Genomic DNA, 22,458 nt, shown 5'->3' with positions numbered 1-22,458 from the left:
GGGGTATGTCGTGATCCAGGCCAACACTACACAGGTACCCCCCGGGGTATCAAGAGGAGACGCGTGATGCCTGTCGCACCGGTCGTCGTGGTGGGTGGCGGGCACAACGGCCTCGTCGCAGCGTGCTACCTGGCCAAGGCCGGCAAGGACGTCCTGGTGCTGGAGGCAGCCGACAAGCCGGGTGGGGGATCGCGCACGGACGAGACGATCCCCGGCTACCTGTTCAACACCCACGCCGCTGCCCACAACATCATCAACATGACCCGCATCCCCGCGGAGCTCGACCTCGCCGGGGCAGGCCTGGAGTACGTGCCGATGGACCCCTTCGCCACGGGGCTCTTCCGCGACGGCAGGGTGGTGCGGTTCCACCGCGACCTCGAGCAGACGGTCGCGTCGATCGCCGAGCACAGCCGCGCCGACGCGGAGGCCTACCGCGCCTTCATGCACCGGGCGATCCCGCTGGTGAAGACGGCCGTCACCGGCCTGGAAAGCGGGTCGACGCCGGGCGGGGTGCTCAAGGCAGTCGCCAGCAAGATCGGCCCGCTGCTGCAGGGGGTCAAGCGCGCCGGGGGCCCGTTCGGGATGGTGCACGACCTCATCGCGCCCTACGGCACGCTTCTGGAGACCGCCCTGCCGAGCGACCTGACCCGCGCGCCCATCGCATCGTTCGCCAGTCACTCCTCGGCCGGGCCGCACGCCACGGGCGGGTCGTTCTTCGTCTTCTGGCAGGCGGCGTACCACCTGTTCGGGCAGTGGCACCCGCTCGGCGGCTCGCAGTCGCTGGCCTCCGCCCTGATCCGCCGGCTCGAGGGATGGGGCGGCGGCGTCCGGACCGGGGCCGTGGTGGAGCGGATCGATGCCCGAGGCGGGACGGCGAAGGCCGTCGTCCTCGAGGGCGGCGAGCGGATCGAGGCCTCCGCAGTCGTCACGGCGGTCGACGTGCAGACCGCGCTGCTCGGCCTGCTGGATCCGCCGCTGGCCGGCCGGGACGGCGTCGAGCTGAGAGCCGCGCACCGCGGCAACGCCGTGCAGATGCTGGTGCACCTGGCGACCGACAAGCTCCCGCCATATCCGAACGCCCGGCCCGGTGACTGGAACGGCCTGCAGTCCCACGTCGACACCCTCGACGAGCTGCGGCACGGGTTCCTGTCCGCCGAGGGCAGACGGCTCCCGGACCCGGTGTCGACGTACTGCTTCACCCCGTCGGTCTACGACGACTCGCTCGCCCCGGCGGGCACGCACACCGTGTACCTCGCCTGCCCCTGCGCGCCGTACGACGTCGAGGGCGGCTGGGAGGACCAGCAGGAGGCGTTCGCCGACGCGATGGTCGCGCAGGTCGAGGCGCACGCACCGGGCTTCACCGCCAGCATCACGGGCCGGCACATCCGCACCCCGACGTTCATGGCGCAGGAGCTGCGCTGGCCCGGTGCGCACCCCATGCAGCTCGACATCAGCCTCGACCAGCTGGCGTTCATGCGGCCCACCCGCCGGCTCTCCGGGCACACCGTTCCGGGCGTCGCCGGTCTCTACACCTGTGGCGCCTCGACCGCGCCGGTCGGCGGGATAGCGGGCAGCAGTGGCAAGGCCGCTGCACTCGAGCTGCTCAAGGTGCAGCCGTGAAGGTGACGACCCGCAGCGTCGCGCTGTCCAAGGCGGAGTTCGTCAGCACCGGCGTCGCCGCGGTCGTCTCCAGCACGGCTTACGGCACCGGCGGGTTCCCCTACCTCGCCAGGGGAGTGGTGGGCGACCTGTCCGGCTTCCTGCTGCTCGGGATGGTCGGGACGGCTGCCGGAGCGAGGGTGCGACACGAAGCCGCCGTGTGCCTCGGACTCATCGGCGCCGTGCTGCTGCTCGACCCCCAGTGGCCGCTGGAGATCGCCGAACCGGCGTGGTGGGCGCTGTTCAGCACGGGGCTGGCGGCGTACGTCGTCGTCCGCCGACGGATCTGCGACTGAGAGGGATCGACCATGAAGCCGATCGACGTCATCGGAAGCCAACCAGGGCGGGTGCTGCGCATCGCCGCAGGCATCGGCATCATCACGACGGGGTTGCGTCGAGGGGACACGAAGGGCAAGGTGCTGGCTGCGGCCGGGGGGATCCCTCTCGTGGCCGGCGCCGCCGACGTGTGCGTGCTCGGCCCGCTGGTCCACGGGCCGCTGCGGGGCGAGGCCTTCCGGCAGCACCGGCGGGCTCGATAACAGGCCGGGCGGAGCGCGCCCGGGAGCAGGACCCTCGAAGCGTGCCCTGGCCGCTGGAGGTTGAGAGCGACCTCGTGGCCGTCGACACGACGTGGGGCGAGCTGCAGCCCATGGAGGTGGCGCCGGGGGTGCGGACCGTGGGGGAGCTGGAGCTGCTGGCGCTGCAGGAGCAGGGCGCCGCCCTCGTTGACAGTCGTACGGTCGGCTCGTTCGGCGGTCGGACGCTGCCTGGTGCGATCAACGTCCCGCACGACCAGGTGATCGCACAGCAGGGAGAGCTTGATCGACGGGGACTGTCGGTGCTGTTCTGCAAAGGCCCGCAGTGCCCGCAGTCCCCCGACGCCATCCGTCAGCTGCTCGAGGCCGGCTTCCCGGCGACCGCGCTGGCGTACTACCGCGGTGGCCTGCACGACTGGGTCACCCTGGCCCTCCCGACCCAGGACATCTGACAGCCCTATACCCCTACGGGTACCTTACCGGAAAGACCTGAGGAGATGCCATGACCACGGAAGCCACCATCGACCAGCTCAAGCGGGCCCGCACCGAGGGCGCCGTCGTCATCGACGTGCGGGAGTCTGAGGAGCACGCCGCAGGGCACGTGGCCGGCGCGCGGTCCCTCCCGCTCAGCGAGCTGCCGACCCGCACCCACGAGGTCCCCACGGATCAGACGGTGTATCTGGTCTGCCAGGGCGGCGGCCGCAGCAGCCAGGCAGCGGAGCTGCTCGGTGCCGCCGGCCACGATGTCCGCTCCGTGGTGGGTGGGACGACGGCGTGGAGAGAGGCCGGCGGTGAGATGGAGAGCAGTCGCGACTGACCGCGAGAAGGGCGCGAGGGTGCGCCGTTGGACACGTCACCACCGTGTGACGGAGGGATGAGGAGGCACGATGCAGCTCGAAGACGATGCGATCAAGCTCGCGGTGAACCGGCTCCGGCGGGCGGAGGGTCAGATCGCGGGCGTCATCCGCATGCTCGAGGCGGGCAGGGACTGCGAAGACGTCGTCACTCAGTTGGCAGCGGTCTCGCGGGCGCTGGACAAGGCGGGGTTCAGCATCGTCGCCAGTGGTCTGCGGCAGTGCCTGAGCCAGGACGACGCGGCGGCCGCCGCCATCGACACGGCCAAGCTCGAGAAGCTCTTCCTCTCACTGGCCTGAGCCGGCGGCTCTCTCCCTCAGCAGGCGAAGCAGGTCAGGCTCGTCCACGCCACGCCACGCCACGAAGACGGCGCTGCTTCCCAACGTCGCCATCCCGAGCAAGGGCAGCGAGCCCCGCTCGTCCTGCACCGCGCGTGTCCTCGTCTGCCGACGCAGATGCGCTCCCGTCACCCAGATCCGCGACCACCGTCATGGCCGCACGACCTGCAGACCGGCCTTCTCGGCGTTGTCGAAGTCGTCGTCGAGGTGCACCACCTCGTGACCCGCACGGTCGAGGATGCTTGCCGCGATGCTCGCCCGGTAGCCGCTGGCGCAGTGCACCCAGACCTTGCCCCTCGGCACCTCGTGGAGCCGGTCGACCAGGCTGTGCAGGGGGATGTGCTTCGCGCCCCGGATGTGACCGTCCTTGACCTCGTCGTCGCGGCGCACGTCCAGGACGTGCGCCACGTCAGGCATATCCGCGAAGGTCGCCTGCTGGTAGGAACGCACGGGCACGTCGGGTGCCAGGCTGATCAGCTCGCCGGTCGCGCTGCCAGCCAGGTGATCGATGCCGATGCGCACCAGCTGCCGCTGTGCCTGAGCGACCTGCGACGGGCTCTCACCGATCACGGTGATCGGCGAACCCCACGGGATGACCCAACCGGCGTAGGTCGAGAACTGCGTGCCGATCCCGATGGAGACGGTTCCTGCCAGGTGCTGTCCGGCGTACGCCTTCCGGTCACGCAGGTCCACGACCCACTCGCCGGTGCGGATCCGGGCAGCGAGCTCCGAGGGGTCCAGGGTGCGCACGGGCGTCAGGTCGGGCTCGTCCGGGCCCTGCGCGTTAAGCGCACCCATGTGCGCGTAGTAGGCGGGGTAGCTCGTTAGCCCGGCGACGAGCTTGTCGACGAAGGACTGCTCGTCGTCCTCGGTGAGGGCGTCGTTGCGGCGCTTCTCCTGGCCGATCGTGCTGTCGCTCCCACCGCTCGCGCCGCCTGAGGAGCAGAAGGACCCGAAGCCGTGCGTCGGGAATAGCGCGGCGTCGTCCGGCAGGGCCTTCGCGAGCCGTCGCGCCGAGCGCCACTGCTTGCGCGTCAGGTCGTCGGTGCGATCCGTGCCGAGCAGGTCGGTGCGCCCGACGCTGCCGTAGAGCAGGGAACCGCCGCTGAAGACCGCCGGCGCACCGCCGGTGTGGTCGGTGACGACGTAGGCCAGGTGCGTGTCGGTGTGCCCCGGGGTCTCGATGACCCGGACGGTCAGCTCGCCGACGGTGAGCTCGTCGCCGTCGTGGGCGGCGCAGCGCTCGAAGGCGACCTCGTCGCGACCAGCCACGACGTACGTCGCGCCCGTGCGGCGCGCGAGCGCATGGCCCCCGGTCACGTAGTCGTTGTGCAGGTGGGTCTCCACCACCATGCGCACCTCGACGCCCAGCTCCGCGAGGAGTGCCTCGACGCGGTCGAGGTCGCGCTGCGGGTCCACGACGAGGGCCACGCTGCCGTCGGAGACGACGTAGCTCCGGTCACCGAGGTGGCTGGTCTCCAGGATGTCGACGCGCACTGTGCTCTCCTCGTGCTTGCCCCCACCGGCTAATGTACGTACATTATGCCGATGGAGGCGACAAGGCAAGGCCGGCGGCCGCTGGCACGCGCCTCGGGGTCGCCGCTGTGGGCGCAGTTGCTCGCAGACCTGCGGGTCCGGCTCGCCGGTGGCGAGTTCGCGGAGGGCTTCCCTGGCGAGCTGGCACTGGCGCAGGAGTACGCCGTCAGCCGACACACCGTCCGAGAAGCCCTGCGGCACCTGCGCGCCGAAGGCAGGGTCACCGCCGCTCGCGGTCGCAAGCCCCGCCTCGGCCCGGTCGAGGTCGAGCAACAGCTGGGCGCGCTGAGCTCGCTGTTCGCGGCCGTCGAGAGCGCCGGCCTGGAGCAGCGCTCGATCGTGCGCGCGCTGGACCTGCGACGCGACGGGGTCGTCGCGACGCGGCTGCTGCTCGAGGAGTCGGCGCCCCTGGTCTACCTCGAGCGGGTGCGCCTCGCCGCCGGGGAGCCGCTCGCTCTCGACCGGGTGTGGCTACCAGCCGACCTCGCCCACCCCCTGCTGACGGTGGACTTCACGCACACCGCCCTCTACACCGAGCTGCTCGAGCACTGTGGGCTGCGGTTGACCGGGGGCCGCGAGCAGGTGCGCGCCGTGCTTCCACTGCGAGGCGAGCGCGCCCTGCTGCACATCCCCGCTGGCGTCGCCCTGCTGGCCGTCGAGCGCACCGGATGCCTGGACGGTCGGCCGGTCGAGCACCGGCGCACGATCGTGCGCGGTGATCGCTTCGCCGTCACCGCGCAGTTCGACGGCCGCAGCGTCCAGCTGTCTGCCGACGCTCAGGGCGGGCGGTCGCCCGTCGGGCCGGAGAGGAGCCAGACATGACAGGACCCGACCCCGAGGTGTCCGTGCAGCAGGCCGCCGACGCCGCCGCAGCCGGGCTCGTCCTGCTCGTCGACGTGCGCGAGGACGAGGAGTGGGCGGCGGGCCGTGCGCCCGGAGCGATCCACGCCCGGCTGAGCTCGCTGCGCGCCGACGACGTGCCGGGTGACCGACCGGTCGTCGCGGTCTGCCGTTCGGGCAACCGCTCCGGGAAGGCGGCTGCGCAGCTGGCACAGGCCGGGCTCCGGGTGTCGAACATGGCAGGCGGGATGACGGCCTGGGCCGCGGCTGGCCTACCGGTGGTCCGCGACGACGGCAGCCCAGGCGAGATCGCGTGATCGACCCGTGATCCTGGCCGCTGTTGCTCTCGGGCTGCTCATCGGTCTGGCCCTGGGAGCCCTCGGCGGCGGCGGCTCGATCCTCACCGTCCCCGCGCTCGTCTACGCCCTCGGTCTGTCGGCCCAGGAGGCGACCACGGCCAGCCTAGTGATTGTCGGGATGACGGCGGCGACCGGCAGCGTCAGCCATGCGCGCTCGGGTCAGACGCGCTGGGGGTCGGGTGTCCTGCTCGCGCTGCTCGGCGTCCCGGCCGCGGTGCTCGGCACCCAGCTGAACCGCGCCGTGGACCCTGACGCGCTACTGCTCTGCTTCGCCGTCGTGATGCTGCTGGCCGCGAGCGGGATGCTCGCCCGAGCTCGGGCCGTGGTGCGGGCGGGGGGAGCGGACTCGCCGCGGGAGCCGGCGCCAGGAGCCACAACCGCCGAGGTCGCGGCCGAGAGGAGCCGCACCGACCTCGCCTGGCGCCTGGCCGCCGCTGGCCTGGGCATCGGTTTCCTCAACGGCTTCCTCGGCGTCGGCGGAGGCTTCGTCGTCGTTCCCGTGCTCGTCGTGCTCCTGCACATGCCGATGCCCTCCGCCGTGGGCACGTCACTGCTGGTCATCGCCGTCAACTCCGCGGTGGCGCTGGTAGCGAGAGCAGGTCACGGCAGCTTCGCGTGGAGCGTCATCGTCCCCTTCACGCTCGCCGCCATCGCCGGCTCCCTGGCAGGCAAGCGGGTCGCCGATCGTCTCCGTGCCATCACCCTGACCCGGTCGTTCGCGGCCCTCCTCGTGGTCGTCGCGGCCTACGTGGCCATCAAGGCCGTCCCGGCGCTCGTCTGAGCAGGTGGCCCGAGCCGCATGCTGCCTGGTCGCGGTCGTCTGGCCGTCGCCGTGGACGAGCAGAACTGCGGACAGGTGGCCTCGGCGCCTGCGTTTCCGTCGTCGGTCCCGGCTGTGCAGCGGCCCACGTCGGTGCTGCCTACCGGAGTCCGGGGGTGGACAGGACACAATGAGGTGTCGCCGGGTGCGACGGAGTTGCGGACTGTCTGCGGACTGGAGAACACTGATCATGGCCCTGACCTGCGGAAACGAGTGACGTGGACAAGCAGCAGGAGTTCGTGCTCCGCACGCTCGAGGAGCGCGACATCCGCTTCATCCGGCTGTGGTTCACCGACGTGCTCGGGACGCTGAAGTCGGTCGCCATCGCGCCGGCCGAGCTCGAGGGCGCCTTCGCCGAGGGCATCGGCTTCGACGGCAGCGCCATCGAGGGCTTCGCCCGCGTCCACGAGAGCGACATGCTCGCCAAGCCCGACCCGGCGACCTTCCAGGTCCTGCCGTGGCGCGGCGAGGGCGTCGACGGCCCGGGCACCGCCCGGATGTTCTGCGACATCACGATGCCTGACGGCACGCCGTCGTGGGCCGACCCGCGCCACGTCCTGCGCCGGGCGCTGGCGAAGGCCGCCGACGCCGGCTTCACCTTCTACACCCACCCCGAGATCGAGTTCTTCCTGCTCAAGGGCCAGCCCGGCCCGGGGGAGCTGCCGGTCCCGGTCGACGCCGGTGGCTACTTCGACCTCACCCCCCACGGCGTCAGCCAGGACTTCCGCCGCGACGCGATCACGATGCTCGAGCGGATGGGCATCTCGGTGGAGTTCAGCCACCACGAGGTCGCGCCCGGTCAGCAGGAGATCGACCTGCGCTACGCCGACGCGCTGTCGACCGCCGACAACATCCTCACGACCCGCCACGTCATCAAGGAGGTGGCGCTCACCCAGGGCGTCTACGCCACCTTCATGCCCAAGCCCTTCAGCGACCAGCCTGGCAGCGGCATGCACACCCACCTCAGCCTCTTCGAGGGCGACCAGAACGCCTTCTACGACGGGTCCGACCCGCTGCACCTGTCGAAGGTCGCCAAGCACTTCATCGCCGGCCTGCTCCGCCACGCCGCCGAGATCACGGCCGTCACCAACCAGTGGGTCAACTCCTACAAGCGCCTCATCTCCGGGGGCGAGGCTCCGCCGTACGTCTGCTGGGGTTCCAACAACCGCAGTGCCCTCGTCCGGGTCCCGATGTACAAGCCCACCAAGGGCAACAGCACCCGCATCGAGATCCGCAGCCCGGACAGCGCGACCAACCCCTACCTGTGCTTCGCAGTGCTGCTCGCCGCCGGTCTCAAGGGCATCGAGGAGGGCTACCCGCTGCCGCCGGGCGCGGAGGACGACGTCTGGTCGCTGACCGACGGCGAGCGCCGCGCGATGGGGATGGCCCCGCTGCCGACCTCGCTCGCCGAGGCGATCACGGTGATGGAGTCGAGCGAGCTGGTCGCCGAGACCCTCGGTGAGCACGTCTTCGACTTCTTCCTGCGCAACAAGCGCGAGGAGTGGCGCGACTACCGCAGTCAGGTCACGCCGTTCGAGCTCGGCCGCTACCTCCCGGTCCTGTGACGAGCGCGCTCGTCGTCACCCACTCCGCCTCGGAGACCGTCGGGCGGCTGGGGGAGTGGCTGCCCGAGGCCGGCATGGAGCTCGTGCTCTGCGAGCCGTGGGCCGGCGACGAGGTCCCTGCCGACCTGGGCGACCACGACGCGCTCGTGGTCATGGGAGGACCCCAGCAGGCGTACGACGACAGCTCCGCGCCGTGGTTGCGCGCGACCAAGGACCTGCTCCGTTCGGCCGTCGCGGCGGGCGCGCCCGTCCTCGGGGTCTGCCTGGGTCACCAGCTGCTCGCCGAGGCGACCGGCGGCCGGGTGGCCCGCGGTGAGGCACCCGAGCTCGGCGCGCGGCTCGTCGCCAAGCGCGACGCCGCGGCCGACGACCCGGTCTTCGGTCCGGTGCCCTTCACCCCGACCGTCGTGCAGTGGCACTCCGACGGGGTCGTCGACCTGCCGCCGGGCGCGCTGCTGCTGGCCGGATCGCCGCGCTACCCGGTGCAGGCCTTCCGGGTCGGCGACCGCGCCTACGGCGTGCAGTTCCACCCCGAGCCGACCCGCGAGCACCTCGAGACGTGGGCGGCACGCAGCGGTGAGGAGCTCGACCTGCTCGGGCTGTCCGGTGACGACGTCGTCGAGCGGGCCGTGGCCGCGCTCGAGGAGGTCGAGGAGGTCTGGCGGCCGGCCGTGCAGCGCTGGGCCCGCCTCGCCGAGCACCCCGCCTCCCCACCCCGCCGCCTCCTGCCCGTCGTCGACGCCTAGCCAGCTGCAGCTCATGACCGGACCAGGTCAGCGGGAGACGGGGCCGTCGCTGGCCCGGCTGGGCTTCTCCGACGTCGTGGGGTCGCGGGCAGCGCTCGAGGAGCTCGGGCTCTGGGACGACGCTGCCGCCGACGACGTGGTGCTGACTGCCCTCGCCGACACCGCCGACCCGGACCTCACCGTCGCTGCGCTGGCCCGGCTGGCGGTGGCGGTGCCGGACCGCGCCGCGCTGCTGCGGGCCGTGCGCGAGCAGGAGGGGCTGCGGCTGCGGCTGCTCGCCGTCCTCGGCGCGAGCGCGGCCCTCGGCGACCACCTGGTCGGTCACCCCGCCGACTGGCAGGTGCTCGTCGACGACGAGGCGTCGTCGTCACGCCCGAGCCTCTACGGCCTGCAGAGCCAGCTGCTCGCCGCGGTGGGTGCCCCTCTCGGTGACGCCCTGCCGTGGGGGTCCGGCGGCGCCCGCGCCCGGCTCACCGGCCGAGCAGCGGTGGGTGCCCTGCGCACGGCGTACCGCCGTTGCCTGCTCGGGCTGGCTGCTCGCGACCTGTCCGGTGCGGTCGCCGTCGAGGACGTCGCGGGGGAGCTGGCCGACCTCGCGGCCGCGACCTTGTCGGCCGGGCTCGCGGTCGCCCTCGCCGAGCTGCCGCAGGACGCTGCCGGCTGCCGGCTTGCCGTCGTCGGCATGGGCAAGTGCGGGGGCCGCGAGCTCAACTACGTGAGCGACGTCGACGTCGTCTTCGTGGCCGAGCCGATGGAGGGCGTCGACGAGCAAGCGGCGCTCCGGACCGCGACCCAGCTCGCCAGTGCGATGATGCGGGTCTGCGGCGAGGCGGCCTGGCCGGTCGACGCGGCGCTGCGACCCGAGGGCAAGGCCGGACCGCTGGTGCGGACGCTCGCGAGTCACGAGGCCTACTACCGGCGGTGGGCCAGGACCTGGGAGTTCCAGGCGCTGCTCAAGGCGCGACCGGTCGCCGGCGACCTGCAGCTCGGCCGGGACTACGTCGACGCGGTTGCGCCGATGGTCTGGCGGGCAGGGGAGCGCGACGGCTTCGTCGAGGACGTGCAGGCGATGCGGCGGCGGGTCGAGAGCACCCTGCCGGGCGACCGCGCCGACCGCGAGGTCAAGCTCGGACCCGGTGGGCTGCGCGACATCGAGTTCGCGGTGCAGCTGCTGCAGCTCGTGCACGGTCGCGGCGACGAGACGGTGCGCAGCGGCACGACGCTCACCGCGCTCGACCAGCTCGCGGCGGGTGGCTACGTCGGACGCGAGGACGCCCGTCACCTTGCCGAGGCCTACCGCTGGCTGCGCACCGTCGAGCACCGCCTGCAGCTCGAGCGGCTGCGCCGGACCCACCTGCTGCCCGCGCCCGACGACGACGCGGCGCTGCGCCGACTGGCCCGCGCGGTCGGCTACCGCGGTGACGCGCTGACGACCTTCCGTCGCGAGCGGGCCGGCTTCACCCGCGAGGTCCGGCGGCTGCACGAGAAGCTCTTCTACCGGCCGCTGCTGTCGGCGGTCGCGCGGCTGCCCGCCGACGACGTGCGGCTCGAGCCGGCGCAGGCGAAGGCGCGGCTCGAGGCGCTGGGCTTCGCCGAGCCGGCGGTCGCGCTGCGCCACCTCGAGGCGCTCACCGAGGGGGTCTCGCGGCGCGCGGCCATCCAGCAGACGCTGCTGCCGGCGATGCTCGGCTGGTTCGCCGGCGCCGCCGACCCCGACGCGGGCCTGCTGTCGTTCCGGCAGGTCTCCGACGCCCTCGGCTCGACCCCGTGGTACCTCCGGCTGCTGCGCGACGAGGGCGAGGCCGCCGAGCGGCTGGCCCGGCTGCTGGCCGGCTCCCGCTACGTCGCCGACCTGCTCGCCCGCGCGCCCGAGGCGGTGCGGATCCTCGCTGACGACACGGCACTGGTGCCCCGCGACCGCGACCAGCTCACGGCGTCCTTCCTCGCCGTGGTGCGCCGTCGCGACGACTGGGAGTCGGCGGTCGCCGCGGTGCGCGGCCTGCGCCGTCAGGAGCTCCTGCGGACGGCGTGCGCGCAGCTGCTCGGGCTGCTCGACGACCCGGGTCCGGCGTTGTCCGGCGTCGCCGCTGCGACGGTCGCAGCGGCGCTCGACGTCGCCACCCGCAAGGTGGAGGCCGAGCGACGCGGGCCGCTGCCGGTGCGGCTCGCCGTCGTCGCGATGGGGCGGCTCGGCGGTGACGAGCAGGGCTACGGCTCCGACGCGGACGTGCTCTTCGTCCACGCCGCCGACCCCGGCACGCCGGAGTCCGAGGCCGCCGCGCTCGCCCACGACGTCGCCAACGAGACCCGGCGGCTGCTCGCGCTGCCCGCCCCCGACCCGCCGCTCGCCATCGACGCCGACCTGCGGCCGGAGGGCAAGCAGGGCCCGCTCACCCGCAGCGTCGAGTCCTACGCCGCCTACTACGCCCGCTGGTCGCACGTCTGGGAGTCGCAGGCCCTGCTGCGCGCCGCGCCGCTCGCCGGTGACCCGGGGGTGACCGAGCGCTTCCTCGCCGACGTGGAACCGGTCCGGTGGCCGCAGGGCGGCCTGCCCGCCGAGCACGTGCTCGAGGTACGCCGGATCAAGGCGCGCGTCGAGGCCGAGCGGGTGCCGCGCGGCGCGGACCGCTCGCTGCAGCTCAAGCTCGGTCACGGCGGCCTCGCCGACGTCGAGTGGACCGTGCAGCTGCTGCAGCTCCAGCACGCCTTCGAGGTCGAGGGGCTGCGTACGACGTCGACGCTCCCGGCCCTTGCCGCGGCCGTCGACGCCGGGCTGCTCGACCCGGACGACGGCGAGGTCCTGAGCACCGCGTGGCGGCTCACGACGCGGGTCCGCGACGCCCTCGTGCTGGTCCGCGGGAGGCCCGCCACCGCCCTGCCGTCGAGCGGTCGCGAGCTCGCCGGGGTGGCCCGGGCGCTCGGCTACCCTGCCGGGGCCCAGGGCGACTTCCTGGACGACTACCGCCGTGCGACCCGACGGGCTCGCGCGGTCGTCGAGAGGGTGTTCTACGCATGAGCCGGACCCGCACCGTCACGGTCGCCGACACCCGCTTCCTCGTGCGCGAGCACGAGGGCCCCGGTCGTCCGGTGCTCCTGCTGCACGGCGTGCCCGAGACGTCCTCCATGTGGAGCGAGCTCGCGCCCCGCATCGCCGCCACGGGTCGCCGCGTCCTCGCACCCGACCTGCCCGGCCTCGGCGGCTCGGCCTACACCGGCCCCTACGACCCGGCCTCGGTCGTCGCGCAGCTGGCCGCGCTCGTCACCGCCGAGACCAGCGGTCCGATCGACGTCGTCGGCCACGACTGGGGCGGCTCGCTCGCCCTCGGTCTCGCGGGCGCGCACCCGGAGCTGGTCCGCCGCCTCGCCGTCCTCAACGCGCCCTACCGCGAGGTGCCGCTGCTGCGCGCCGCCCACATCCCGCTGCTCGCGCTGCCGGTGCTGCCCGAGCTGGCCTTCCGCGCCGGTGGCCGCCACATCGTCGACGCGATGCTGTCGATCGGCTGGAAGGCCGGGCACCAGCTCGACCCGGACCGCCGCGCGGAGTACCACGCGGCCTACACCGACCCGGCCCGGGTCAGCGCGATGCTCGGCTACTACCGCGGCGCCGCCCGGCCCAGGCTCAGGGCGATGCTGCCGGGACAGCCCACGCCCGCCGGTCCCCCGCGGGTCACCGCCGAGCGCACCCTCGTCGTCTGGGGCTCAGCCGATCCCGTCCTGCCGGTCTCCGTCGCCGAGGGGATCGCCCGCGACCTCGGCCCCGAGTGCGTCGTCGTGACGATCCCCGGCGCCGGCCACTTCGTCGTGGAGGAGGCCCCCGAGGTCGTCGCCTCGACGTTGCTCGACTTCCTCGGTGACCCCGCGGGCGGGCCCGCGGCCGAGGGCGCGCCCACCCCCGCCCCGAAGGCGTCCACGTCGACGAGGGCGCCGCGCGCCCCGCGGAAGAAGCCCGCTGCCTGAGACCGCGGGCACCGGCCCGGTCCGGCTGGCGGTCCTGCTCGCGGGACTGCTGTCGGCCCTGCTCGGTAGCCTCTACCTGCTCGCCGACCCGATGGGCACCGACCTGTCGGCCGCAGTCGCGCGCGCCGACTTCGCCGAGGTCGGCGGGCTCGCCCCGGTGGACTTCCGCTGGTACGCCGGGACGCAGCAGCTCGGCTACAGCCTGGGTGCGCAGCACCTGACCGCGCTGCTCGGTGCCCGCCCGACCGGTGTGCTCGCCTCCGCCGCCGCCTCGGTGCTCTTCGCCGCGCTGCTGGCCCGCACCCGCGTCCGCAGGCCGGTGACCGGTGCGGTCGTCGGCACCCTGTTCGTCCACGGCAACCTCGTCAGCGGGCGCATCACCTACGCCGTCGGGCTGGCGATCGGCCTCGGCGCTCTCGCGGCGCTGGCCCGCGAGTGGACCCGCGCCGCCGTCGTCCTGGCGGTGCTGTCCAGCGCCGCCAGCCCGGTCGCCGGGCTGTTCGTCGGGCTGGCCGGCGCGGCCCTGCTGCTGACGGGCAAGCGCCGAGAGGGCCTGTGGCTCGGAGCGGCGGCGGCGCTGCCGCTCGTGGTCACCGCCGGGCTGTTCGGGCAGGGCGGCTACAACACCATGAGCTGGCGCGACGCCTCGCACGCGATGGTCCTGTCGGCAGGGGCGGCCCTGCTGACCCGCCACCGGGTCGTCCGCGCCGGCGCGCTGCTCAGCCTCGCGGGCAACCTCGCGGCGTACGCCGTGCACACCCCCGTCGGGCTCAACGCCACCCGGCTCGCCGTGGTCTTCGCCGTGCCGGTCGTGCTCGCGACCAGCCGACGCGGCCTGACCGTCGCGACCGTCGCGGCGGTGCTGCTCACGGCCTACCAACCGCCGGTGATCCGCGGCGACTACGAGACGCGGGGCAGCCCCATCGCGCAGGCCGCCTACAGCGCGCCGCTCGTCGCCGAGCTGGACCGCCGAGCGCCGACCGGGCGGCTCGAGATCCCCCCGACCCGGCACTACTGGGAGGCGGTCCACGTCGCGCTGTCGCAGCCGCTCGCGCGCGGCTGGCTGCGGCAGGCCGACACCGAGCGGCACCCGCTGTTCTTCGACGGGACCCTCGACGCGACCACCTACCGCGTGTGGCTCGAGGACAACGGCGTGCAGCACGTCGCGGTCGCCGGGGTCGAGCCGTCCTGGGTCGGGCGCGCGGAGGCGGCGCTCGTGCGCGCCGGGCTGCCCTACCTCACCGAGGTGTGGCGCAACGCCGACTGGGTGCTCTACGAGGTCGCGGGCCGCCCGTCGGTGAGCACCGCCACGGTCGTCTCGCTCGACAGCACCGGCGTGACGGTGCGGGTCGAGGCGCCGGGCAGCTACGACGTGAAGGTCCAGCACAGCCGGTGGCTCACCCTCGAGGGAGGCGACGGCTGCCTCGCGCCCAAGGGGCGCTGGACGAGGTTCGACGCCGCCCAGACGGGCACGTACCGGATCGCCAGCCGGCTCCGGTTGCGCGCCGACGCCGCCTGCCCCTGATCCCAGGTCCGTACCGGGTGAGCGAGGTCACCGGTCGCGGCCGCAGACGGTGCGGGGTGGGCTGGGGGACACTCGACGGGCATGTGCCCGTGTCCTGACCGTCTGTCTGCCCGCGAGGAGGTGCCCCGTGACCGCCGCCAGTCCCTCTGCCGCCGTCGACGTCGAGCGCCTCGCGTTGCGCCCGGCCCGACTGCGCACCGACCCCGTCATACGCCTGGGGCTGCTCGGCACCGTGCTGCTGTCGCTCGCCTCCTGGGCCCGCGGTCCCTACCGCGCGCCGGGCCCGCTCGACGACGTGCCGGTGCTCGGCTGGCTGCGCATGACCCACCCTGGTCGCACGCTGTCGACCGTCGTGTTCTACGTCGGGATCGTCGTCCTCGTGACCGCCTGGCTGCGGCTCGGCCGGCGGATGACGCCGCACGACGCGCCGCCCACCGCCTGGCTGTGGCGGGTCGGGGCGCTGTGGGGCGCACCGCTGCTCGTCGGTCTGCCGCTCGCCAGCCGCGACGTCTACAGCTACCTCGCGCAGGGGCAGCTCGCGCTGTCCGGCCTCGACCCCTACACGCAGGGTCCGGCCTACCTCCCCGGTCCGCTGCTCGACGCCGTCAGCACCACCTGGTGGCTGACCCCCGCTCCCTACGGCCCCGGCTTCCTCATCATCGCCGAGGAGGTCAGCCGGGTCAGCGGCGGCGGGGTGCTCGTCGGCGTCGCGGTGATGCGCCTGCTGGCCGTGGTCTCGCTCGTGGCCCTGGCCGTGCTGGTGCGGCGGCTTGCGCGCAGCGTCGGGGTCGACCCGGCGCGCGCGACCTGGCTCGCGCTGCTCAACCCCCTCGTGCTCGTGCACCTGCTCGGCGGGCTGCACAACGAGGTCCTCATCGTCCCGCTCGTCCTGGCCGGCTTCGCGCTGGCCCTCGGTCGCCACCCGCTGCTCGGCGCCGGGGTGATCGCGCTGGCCGCGGCGGTCAAGGTCACTGCGGTCGTGGCACTGCCCTTCGTCGCGGTGCTGTGGGTCCTGCACCGCCGCCAGGCCGACGCCCCTGGTCACGCCACCCGCCACGCCCCCGGTCACGTCCGCACCCTGCTCGGCGCCTTCGTCGCCGTCGGTGCGGTGGGCACGTCGGTGCTCACCGCTCTGTCGGTGCTGTCGGGCTACGGCTTCACCTGGCTGACCGCGATCGGCGAGTCGACCTCGCACGGCTCGCGGCTCTCGGTGACCAGCATGATCGGCACCCCCGTCGGCGAGGTCGCGGCCTGGGTCGGTGGGCTGCGCGCCGGTGACCGGGCCGAGTCGTTGGTCCATCTCGCGGCCCTCGCGCTGGCCGCGTGGCTGTGCGTCCTGCTGCTGCTGCGCCGCGTCGTCAGCGCCGACCAGGTCCTGCTGCGCTGCGGCCTCGCGATGGTGGCCGTGGCGGTCCTCGGGCCGGTCTTCCACCCGTGGTACCTCCTGCCCGGTCTCGCCCTCGTCGCCGTCGGTGGCGCGGGGGTGCGCACGACGACCGCGATGGTGTGGACGACCCTGGTGCTGGCCGTCCTCGTCCGGCCCGGCGGCAGCGAGGTGCTGCGGCCCGAGTACCCCTTCGACCTCGCGGTCGCGGCCCTGGCGCTGCTGGCCATCGCGGTCGTGAAGCGCCGCGACGAGGCGCCCGCGACCGTCACTGTCCCTGTGACGCTGCCCGCCTGATCTCCCGGCAGGAGGCACGGCGCGCGCGGCGAAGTGTGCAGGCATGGACCGCCGCCAGTTCCTCGCCCTCGCGGGCAGTGCCCTCGTCGTCCCCGCAGCCGCCTCGAGCTCGCTCGCGGGTGTCCCTGCGTCCGCGCCCCGGACCGGGTTCGAGAAGCGCGGTGGCGCCTCGTGGACGACGCACGACGAGGAGGTGGCCTTCCTCAAGGAGGTCGCGAAGAAGTCGAAGCGGGTGCGGCTCGAGGTCATCGGCACAACCGCCGAGGGCAGGCCGCTGCACCTCGTGACCCTCGGCAACCCCAAGCCCGGCTCGACGAAGAAGCCGACGTCGATGTTCGTCGGCAGCCAGCACGGCAACGAGCCGGCCGGTCGCGAGACCGGTCTCGCCCTGCTGCGTGACCTCGCCTTCACCGACGACAAGGTGCTGCTGTCGCAGCTCGCCGAGCAGACCGTGCTCGTCGTGCCGAGCGCCAACCCCGACGGCCGCGCGGCCAACACCCGGGAGAACTCCGAGGGCGTCGACATCAACCGCGACCACCTGACGCTGTCGGTCGCGGAGAGCCGCGCCATCGCCGCGGTCCTGCGCGACCTCGGCCCCGACGTGGTGCTCGACCTGCACGAGTACGGCCCGTCGGTGCCGGTCCTCTACGACGACGAGATCCTCTACCTCTGGCCACGCAACCTCAACGTCGACGCGGGCGTGCGCGACCTGTCACGCACCCTGGCCAAGGAGTACATCGGCAAGGGCGCGATCGCGGCCGGCTACACCGCCGACGAGTACGGCCTCTACAAGGTCGGACCGCAGGAGGTCACCCAGACCGCCGGTGACGAGGACGAGGGGATCTGCCGCAACGCCGTCGGGCTGCGCCACGCCCTGGGCATCCTGGTGGAGTCCGCGGTGTCGGCCGACCCGCGCAACGGGCCCGGGGAGGTCATGAGCGAGCCGACGCTCAACCTGCGCCGGGTCGCCTCGCAGACCCAGGTCACCCGCGACACCCTGCGCTTCATGCGCGACCAGGGCGCGATCGCCCGCTTCGTCACCGAGGGCGCGCCGGGCCGCAAGAAGAGCGAGGGCGCGAAGCGCTCGGCGCCGGTCTACTTCGGGGGCGCCGACAACACGCCGCCGACCGCCGGGCAGGTCGTCGACCCACCGCCCTCGGCGTACGTCATGTCCAAGGGCGAGGTGGCCGAGATCGCCGACGTACTCAGATTGCACGGCATCCGCACCAAGCCGTCGGGGTCGTCGGTGCGCATCGAGATGGGCCAGGCCGCCGAGCCGGTCATCCCGCTGCTGCTCGACGCCCGTGGTCGCCGCCACATCGCGGAGGGCACGCCGGTCTGACCGTGGCGCTCACGCGCAGGCGCTGTCCTCGTCGCTCCACTCGCCGCTCGCGGCGTCGTAGGTGAGCCAGCTGCCGACGGAGGCGTGGGTGACGCAGGCGACGTAGGTGCGGCCGCTGGTCGCCACGAGCGGCAGGCTGACGCCGTCGGTCTGGCGGTAGCCGTTGGCCTGCAGCACGCCGACGTCGGTCGTCGGACCCAGCCCGTCGGTCGCGAGCGTCGACTGGGCCAGCACGACCATCCGCAGGTCGGAGGTCATCGCGGCCCGGAACGCGCGGTTCTTCTGCCCGAGGAACTGCGGGAGCGCGATGGCGGCCAGTACCCCCAGCACCACGACGACGGTGAGCAGCTCGACCAGCGTGAAGCCGCGGTCTCGTTCTCGGGTCGTCCTGCGCATGCCACCACGATGCAGTCACCGAGCGTGATCGATCCATGGCACGTCGTGACCATCTTGACGGGGCCGAACGGAGCAGTGCCGGGTGAGCATGCGGTGGATCAGGGGTCGGCCCGTCACCTAGGGTGAGCGCCATGTCGCCCCCGGACCGGCCGCCCGCAGCGCTGGGTGACCGACCGGACCTCTCGGTGCTCCTGGACCCCGCCCGGGTGAATGCGGTGGAGCGGATCGTCCTCGATGCACCGGGCCAGGTGCGGGTCCAGGACCTCACCCGGCTGGCGGCGGCGGTGCTCGGCGCCGACTACGCGCAGGTGAGCCTGCTGGGCGCGGCTGAGCAGCACGTGGCCGCCCTGCACGGAGCGGAGCTGGACGACTCGGGTCGGAGGTCTCCGGTCGAGGCGAGCCTGTGCACGGTCACGGCAGCCTTCGGGGCCCCGCTCGCCATCGAGGACGCCCAGACCCACCCATGGGTGAGCGACCTGCCACCGGTGGCCACGGGAGCGGTGTCGTCGTACCTCGGGGTGCTCCTGTGCGACCAGCCCGGCAACGTGCTCGGGTCGCTGTGCGTCTACGGCAGCGAGCCCCGGGAGTGGTTGGCCGGTGACGTCGCGCGCCTGCTGTCGATCGCCGAGCTGGTGGCGGACGAGCTCGACAGCAGCAGCCGCTCCAACGAGGGGTCCTCGACGTCGATCCGGCTCGAGCTGGCCGCGGCGGCCGCCGACCTCGGCAGCTTCGACCACGACCTGGGCACCGGCCTGCTCGTCTGGGACGCGCGGATGCGCGCGCTGCACGGGCTCACCGAGGCCGACGTCGCCGGCGACCTCGCGTCCTTCGAGTCCGTCGTCCACCCGGAGGACCTCCCCGGCGTGCGCCAGGCCACCGACAGCGCGGTGGAGGCGCTCGGCGACCTCGTCCTCAACTACCGCGTGCGGCTCCCCGGCGGCGGCCACCGCTGGGTCAAGGCCCGTGGTCGGGTGCTCCCCGGGCTGCTCGGTCAGGCGGCCCGGATCGTGGGTGCGGCCTACGACAGCTCCGCCGAGCGCGGGCTCAGCGAGGAGCTCAGTCGGCTGCTCGAGACGATGCCCGCGGCGTTCGTACGCGTCGACCACGACTGGTCGCTCACCTACGCCAACGCCGGCGCCGAGGCCTCCTTCGGGCGACGGCGCCACGAGCTGATCGGCCGACCGCTGTGGGAGGCCTTCCCGGAGGCCAGCGGGACCGAGGCGGAGGAGGCCTACCGCCAGGCCCGCGCGACGGGCCAGCCGACCACCGTCGAGGTGCGGCTGCGTGGGGCGTGGCTCGAGGTGCACGTCTGGCCGGACGCCCAGGGCATGAGCTTCTTCCTCCAAGACGTGACGCACCGCAAGGACGCGGAGCAGGCCCTGGAGCGCGAGGTGCGGGTCCTGCAGAGCGCGCTGCTCCCCAAGGAGGCGCAGGCGGTTCCCCACGTCGTGGTGGCCACCCGCTACCTCCCGGCGACGTCGGGCGCGCTGGCGGGCGGAGACTTCTTCAAGACCGTGCGCGTCGAGGGTCGCCTGGTCGTCATGCTCGGCGACGTCATGGGCCACGGCACCGCGTCGGCCGCCCGCGCCGGGCAGCTGCACAGCCTCGGGGCCGCCCTCGCGCTCGAGGGGCATGGCCCGGGTGCGCTGCTCGAGCGCCTCGCCCGTGGGGTCCACCAGATGATGGACCTCGAGCTCGCGACCCTGCTCGTGTGCTCCTACGACCCGGCCACGCGGCTGCTGACCTGCGCCACCGCGGGTCACCCACCGCCGCTGGTCGCTCCCGTGGTGGGGCAGCCCCGCTACCTCGACCTCGAGCCCGGACCTCCGATCGGGGTGGCGACGGGGGAGTACGCCGAGCTTGTCTGCGCGCTGGAGGCCGGGTCGACCACCGTGCTGTTCAGCGACGGGCTCGTGGAGCGCCGCGACGAGAGCATCGAGACCGGGCTGGAGCGCCTGCGTCAGGCCGTCGCCGAGCTGCGGATGCCACCGGAGGCGGTGGCGGACCACGTCCTCGAGGAGCTCGGCTGCCGCACGGCGGGGTCCGACGACGTCGCGCTGCTCGTGCTCAGCCACCTCTGACCGCCGCCCGACGACGGGTGGACGGCCCTACGCTCGCGCCCATGAGAAGGCTGCTCGTGCACCGGATGCAGGGCTTCGGCACGACGGTCTTCGCGGAGATGTCGGCGCTCGCGCTGCGGACCGGGTCGGTCAACCTCGGGCAGGGCTTCCCCGACACCGACGGACCGGCAGCGATGGTCGAGGAGCACGTCCGCGGCCTGCGGGCCGGCCTCAACCAGTACCCACCCGGCCCGGGACTGCCCGTCCTGCGACAGGCCGTCGCCTCCCACCAGCAGCGCCACTACGGCATCACGCTCGACCCGGACAGCCAGGTGCTCGTCACCGTCGGTGCGACCGAGGCGATCGCCGCCAGCGTGCTCGCCCTCGTCGAGCCGGGCGACGAGGTTCTCCTCGTCGAGCCGTACTACGACAGTTACGCCGCCTCCGTGGCCCTCGCCGGCGGCGTCCGCCGAGCCGTGCCGCTGCGCCGCGACGGTGCAGGCTTACGCCTCGACGTGGCGGACCTCCGGGCTGCCCTCACCGACCGCACCCGACTGCTCCTGCTCAACACCCCCCACAACCCGAGTGGCACCGTCCTCACCGAGACAGAGCTGCGCGACGTCGCGGCGTTCTGCATCGAGCACGACCTGCTGGTGCTCAGCGACGAGGTCTACGAGCACCTCGTGTACGACGGGCTGCGCCACCTCCCGATCGCCACCCTGCCTGGTATGGCCGAGCGGACTCTGACGATCTCGTCAGCGGCGAAGACCTACTCGGTCACCGGCTGGAAGACCGGGTGGGTCACGGGCCCCGCCGAGCTGGTGCGCGCGGTCCAGACCGTGAAGCAGTTCCTCACCTTCGTCGCGCACGGTGCCGCACAGTCGGCGGTCGCCCACGCGCTGGAGCACGAGCAGGCGTGGGTCACCGCCCTGGCCGCCTCCTTGGGGGAGCGACGGACCCTGCTCGCCGACGGGTTGCGGGCGTGCGGTCTCGAGGTGCTGCGTTCCGACGCGACCTACTTCCTCCAGGCCGACGTCGCATCCCTGGGCTGGCGCAGCGGCACCGACTTCGCCCGGGCTCTGCCAGAGCGGGCCGGCGTCGTCTGCATCCCGACCGAGGCCTTCTGCGACAGCGACGTCGGCGCGACGCTGGTGCGCTTCGCGTTCTGCAAGCAGGACAGCGTGCTGGTCGAGGCTGTCGACCGGCTGGCCGCGGCGGACCTGGCCTGGTCGGGCTCGGCGTAGCAGCGCTAGAGGCGGATCGCGGTGTCGATCAGGCTCGCGGGGCTCAGCCGCGGGGTGCTGTGCGTGGACGGCGCGCAGCCCAGCTCGAACAGCATCTGGGGGTGGTCGGTGATGCCGAGGACCTCGCGCAGCCGCTCCCGGTCGCCGCCATCCTCGAGCGCCGCGGTGTTGAAGGCCGCGAAGACCCAGGTGTCCGCGGCGCGCAGCAGTAGGCGCTGCAGGCCCTGACCCGCGGAGATCCAGTCGGGCACCGTGTCGCCGCCGGTGGTGATGACGGCGAGCCGTCCGGGCGCACCGATCCGCTGGTGGTCGCCCCCGGAGGCGGGCCGTGGGGCGAAGCGCGGCACAGGCAGCGGGAAGGACGCGTCGAAGGGCCCGTCGGCGAGGGCGCGCACGGGGATGCCGTCGCGTCGGCCGGCCTCCTGGGTGACCCAGCGGGCCCGCTCGGCCTGCCAGGTGGGGTCGGCCTCGCGGCGGTCCTCGGCCCGCAGCGCGAGGTGGGTGATCCGGGTGCGGATCCGCTCGTCGTCGACGATGACGAGTCGCGACCCCTCCGTGCGGACGTCGCGCGCCAGGGCCTGCAGCAGGGTCGCCGGCAGCGGCCTGCGGGTGAAGCCGTGGCGCTCGGTGTGACGGTGCGGCACCGCCGCGAGCATGCGCGCCTCGGCCGGTGTCGGCGGATCGCCGTGGGAGGCACGGACGCGGGCCAGCAGCAGTGGGTCGCCGGAGGCGGGGACGAGGTCGACGTGCACGTCGAGGCCGAGGCCGCGCAGGCCGAGACGGAGGGTGAGCAGCGCCGCGCCGCAGCTGATGACCAGCTCGCGGGCCCGCGGGTCGGAGACGGAGAGGCCCCGCTCCGGGTCGACGCGCAGCTCGATCGCCCCCCGGTCGAGCGCGAAGCGCCAGGGCTGGCTGTTGTGCAGCGACGGGGCACGCCCCGCCAGGGCGACGAGCGGCACCAGCTGCTCGCGGGTGAGCTCCATGGCTGCCTCTTCCTGT

Annotated in this window: 21 protein-coding genes; 18 read left to right on the top strand and 3 right to left on the bottom strand. The window is 73.6% G+C overall.

Translation table 11 applies throughout. From position 1 onward, the window contains the following. Positions 1-66 precede the first annotated feature (66 nt). The 6 genes from Q8R60_02365 (at position 67) to Q8R60_02340 (ending at position 3,349) form a co-directional block, all read left to right on the top strand. Positions 67-1,620 carry an NAD(P)/FAD-dependent oxidoreductase gene (locus Q8R60_02365; protein MDP3711314.1) on the top strand — a complete coding sequence of 518 codons (1,554 nt, stop codon included), beginning with the start codon at positions 67-69 and terminating at the stop codon, positions 1,618-1,620. Next, positions 1,617-1,955, top strand: coding sequence for a hypothetical protein (locus tag Q8R60_02360; GenBank protein ID MDP3711313.1), 339 nt, complete (start codon positions 1,617-1,619; stop codon positions 1,953-1,955). The genes Q8R60_02365 and Q8R60_02360 overlap by 4 nt, the downstream gene beginning before the upstream one ends. 12 nt (positions 1,956-1,967) lie before the next feature. Continuing rightward, positions 1,968-2,198: a DUF2892 domain-containing protein gene (locus tag Q8R60_02355; GenBank protein ID MDP3711312.1), complete on the top strand. Its 231-nt coding sequence runs from the start codon at positions 1,968-1,970 to the stop codon at positions 2,196-2,198. A gap of 41 nt (positions 2,199-2,239) precedes the next feature. Then, the gene (locus Q8R60_02350; protein ID MDP3711311.1) at positions 2,240-2,647 is read left to right on the top strand and encodes a rhodanese-like domain-containing protein; all 408 of its coding nucleotides are present in this window, start codon (positions 2,240-2,242) and stop codon (positions 2,645-2,647) included. Positions 2,648-2,697: 50 nt separating this feature from the next. Then, positions 2,698-3,012, top strand: a complete 315-nt coding sequence (locus Q8R60_02345; protein MDP3711310.1) for a rhodanese-like domain-containing protein — start codon at positions 2,698-2,700, stop codon at positions 3,010-3,012. 70 nt (positions 3,013-3,082) lie between these two features. Next, the gene (locus Q8R60_02340; GenBank protein ID MDP3711309.1) at positions 3,083-3,349 is read left to right on the top strand and encodes a metal-sensitive transcriptional regulator; all 267 of its coding nucleotides are present in this window, start codon (positions 3,083-3,085) and stop codon (positions 3,347-3,349) included. Between the two features lie 189 nt (positions 3,350-3,538). On the opposite strand, the gene Q8R60_02335 is transcribed toward Q8R60_02340, so the two are convergent. Beyond that, on the bottom strand, positions 3,539-4,885 hold the full coding sequence (locus Q8R60_02335; protein MDP3711308.1) for an MBL fold metallo-hydrolase: 1,347 nt from the start codon (positions 4,883-4,885) through the stop codon (positions 3,539-3,541). A 51-nt stretch (positions 4,886-4,936) separates the two neighbouring features. On the opposite strand from Q8R60_02335, the gene Q8R60_02330 reads away from it, so the two are divergent. The 10 genes from Q8R60_02330 (at position 4,937) to Q8R60_02285 (ending at position 17,759) form a co-directional block, all read left to right on the top strand. After that, positions 4,937-5,746, top strand: a complete 810-nt coding sequence (locus tag Q8R60_02330) for a GntR family transcriptional regulator (protein MDP3711307.1) — start codon at positions 4,937-4,939, stop codon at positions 5,744-5,746. Further along, the gene (locus Q8R60_02325) at positions 5,743-6,081 is read left to right on the top strand and encodes a rhodanese-like domain-containing protein (GenBank protein MDP3711306.1); all 339 of its coding nucleotides are present in this window, start codon (positions 5,743-5,745) and stop codon (positions 6,079-6,081) included. Before Q8R60_02330 ends, Q8R60_02325 begins: the two co-directional genes overlap by 4 nt. A 7-nt stretch (positions 6,082-6,088) precedes the next feature. Next, on the top strand, positions 6,089-6,904 hold the full coding sequence (locus Q8R60_02320; GenBank protein ID MDP3711305.1) for a sulfite exporter TauE/SafE family protein: 816 nt from the start codon (positions 6,089-6,091) through the stop codon (positions 6,902-6,904). Between the two features lie 257 nt (positions 6,905-7,161). Beyond that, complete coding sequence (locus Q8R60_02315; GenBank protein MDP3711304.1) at positions 7,162-8,508, top strand: glutamine synthetase family protein; 1,347 nt, start codon at positions 7,162-7,164, stop codon at positions 8,506-8,508. Continuing rightward, a complete protein-coding gene (locus Q8R60_02310; GenBank protein ID MDP3711303.1) occupies positions 8,505-9,254 on the top strand; it encodes a type 1 glutamine amidotransferase in 750 nt (249 codons plus the stop codon). The genes Q8R60_02315 and Q8R60_02310 overlap by 4 nt, the downstream gene beginning before the upstream one ends. Positions 9,255-9,267: 13 nt before the next feature. Further along, a complete protein-coding gene (locus tag Q8R60_02305) occupies positions 9,268-12,270 on the top strand; it encodes a bifunctional [glutamine synthetase] adenylyltransferase/[glutamine synthetase]-adenylyl-L-tyrosine phosphorylase (protein ID MDP3711302.1) in 3,003 nt (1,000 codons plus the stop codon). After that, a complete protein-coding gene (locus tag Q8R60_02300) occupies positions 12,267-13,211 on the top strand; it encodes an alpha/beta hydrolase (GenBank protein ID MDP3711301.1) in 945 nt (314 codons plus the stop codon). Before Q8R60_02305 ends, Q8R60_02300 begins: the two co-directional genes overlap by 4 nt. Beyond that, positions 13,105-14,736 (top strand): hypothetical protein, encoded by a 1,632-nt coding sequence (locus Q8R60_02295; GenBank protein MDP3711300.1) that lies wholly within the window; start codon positions 13,105-13,107, stop codon positions 14,734-14,736. Before Q8R60_02300 ends, Q8R60_02295 begins: the two co-directional genes overlap by 107 nt. Before the next feature lie 127 nt (positions 14,737-14,863). Continuing rightward, a complete protein-coding gene (mptB, locus tag Q8R60_02290; GenBank protein ID MDP3711299.1) occupies positions 14,864-16,417 on the top strand; it encodes a polyprenol phosphomannose-dependent alpha 1,6 mannosyltransferase MptB in 1,554 nt (517 codons plus the stop codon). Positions 16,418-16,460: 43 nt separating this feature from the next. Further along, complete coding sequence (locus tag Q8R60_02285) at positions 16,461-17,759, top strand: M14 family metallocarboxypeptidase (protein ID MDP3711298.1); 1,299 nt, start codon at positions 16,461-16,463, stop codon at positions 17,757-17,759. 9 nt (positions 17,760-17,768) lie between these two features. Here the strand turns inward: Q8R60_02285 and Q8R60_02280 are convergent, their stop codons facing one another. Continuing rightward, entirely contained in the window at positions 17,769-18,155 is a 387-nt protein-coding gene (locus Q8R60_02280) for a prepilin-type N-terminal cleavage/methylation domain-containing protein (protein MDP3711297.1), read from the bottom strand. 131 nt (positions 18,156-18,286) lie between these two features. Here Q8R60_02280 and Q8R60_02275 point away from each other — a divergent pair, with 131 nt between their 5' ends. Continuing rightward, entirely contained in the window at positions 18,287-20,236 is a 1,950-nt protein-coding gene (locus tag Q8R60_02275) for a SpoIIE family protein phosphatase (protein MDP3711296.1), read from the top strand. A gap of 41 nt (positions 20,237-20,277) precedes the next feature. After that, entirely contained in the window at positions 20,278-21,459 is a 1,182-nt protein-coding gene (locus Q8R60_02270) for a pyridoxal phosphate-dependent aminotransferase (GenBank protein ID MDP3711295.1), read from the top strand. A 5-nt stretch (positions 21,460-21,464) separates the two neighbouring features. Here the strand turns inward: Q8R60_02270 and Q8R60_02265 are convergent, their stop codons facing one another. Then, the gene (locus Q8R60_02265) at positions 21,465-22,442 is read right to left on the bottom strand and encodes a hypothetical protein (GenBank protein MDP3711294.1); all 978 of its coding nucleotides are present in this window, start codon (positions 22,440-22,442) and stop codon (positions 21,465-21,467) included. Between the last annotated feature and the right edge of the window lie 16 nt (positions 22,443-22,458).

It is taken from the genome of Mycobacteriales bacterium (assembly GCA_030697205.1).
Taxonomy (GTDB): Bacteria; Actinomycetota; Actinomycetes; order Mycobacteriales; family SCTD01; genus JAUYQP01.
This window is presented reverse-complemented; position numbering and strand designations above follow the sequence as displayed.

What these genes read in the sequence shown, in the direction of transcription:
- Q8R60_02365 (MDP3711314.1), top strand. Translation starts at nt 67, where the DNA reads ATGCCTGTCGCACCGGTCGTCGTGGTGGGTGGCGGGCACAACGGCCTC.
- Q8R60_02355 (MDP3711312.1), top strand. Translation starts at nt 1,968, where the DNA reads ATGAAGCCGATCGACGTCATCGGAAGCCAACCAGGGCGGGTGCTGCGC.
- Q8R60_02345 (MDP3711310.1), top strand. Translation starts at nt 2,698, where the DNA reads ATGACCACGGAAGCCACCATCGACCAGCTCAAGCGGGCCCGCACCGAG.
- Q8R60_02340 (MDP3711309.1), top strand. Translation starts at nt 3,083, where the DNA reads ATGCAGCTCGAAGACGATGCGATCAAGCTCGCGGTGAACCGGCTCCGG.
- Q8R60_02330 (MDP3711307.1), top strand. Translation starts at nt 4,937, where the DNA reads ATGGAGGCGACAAGGCAAGGCCGGCGGCCGCTGGCACGCGCCTCGGGG.
- Q8R60_02325 (MDP3711306.1), top strand. Translation starts at nt 5,743, where the DNA reads ATGACAGGACCCGACCCCGAGGTGTCCGTGCAGCAGGCCGCCGACGCC.
- Q8R60_02305 (MDP3711302.1), top strand. Translation starts at nt 9,268, where the DNA reads ATGACCGGACCAGGTCAGCGGGAGACGGGGCCGTCGCTGGCCCGGCTG.
- Q8R60_02300 (MDP3711301.1), top strand. Translation starts at nt 12,267, where the DNA reads ATGAGCCGGACCCGCACCGTCACGGTCGCCGACACCCGCTTCCTCGTG.
- Q8R60_02285 (MDP3711298.1), top strand. Translation starts at nt 16,461, where the DNA reads ATGGACCGCCGCCAGTTCCTCGCCCTCGCGGGCAGTGCCCTCGTCGTC.
- Q8R60_02280 (MDP3711297.1), bottom strand. Translation starts at nt 18,155, where the DNA reads ATGCGCAGGACGACCCGAGAACGAGACCGCGGCTTCACGCTGGTCGAG.
- Q8R60_02275 (MDP3711296.1), top strand. Translation starts at nt 18,287, where the DNA reads ATGTCGCCCCCGGACCGGCCGCCCGCAGCGCTGGGTGACCGACCGGAC.
- Q8R60_02270 (MDP3711295.1), top strand. Translation starts at nt 20,278, where the DNA reads ATGAGAAGGCTGCTCGTGCACCGGATGCAGGGCTTCGGCACGACGGTC.
- Q8R60_02265 (MDP3711294.1), bottom strand. Translation starts at nt 22,442, where the DNA reads ATGGAGCTCACCCGCGAGCAGCTGGTGCCGCTCGTCGCCCTGGCGGGG.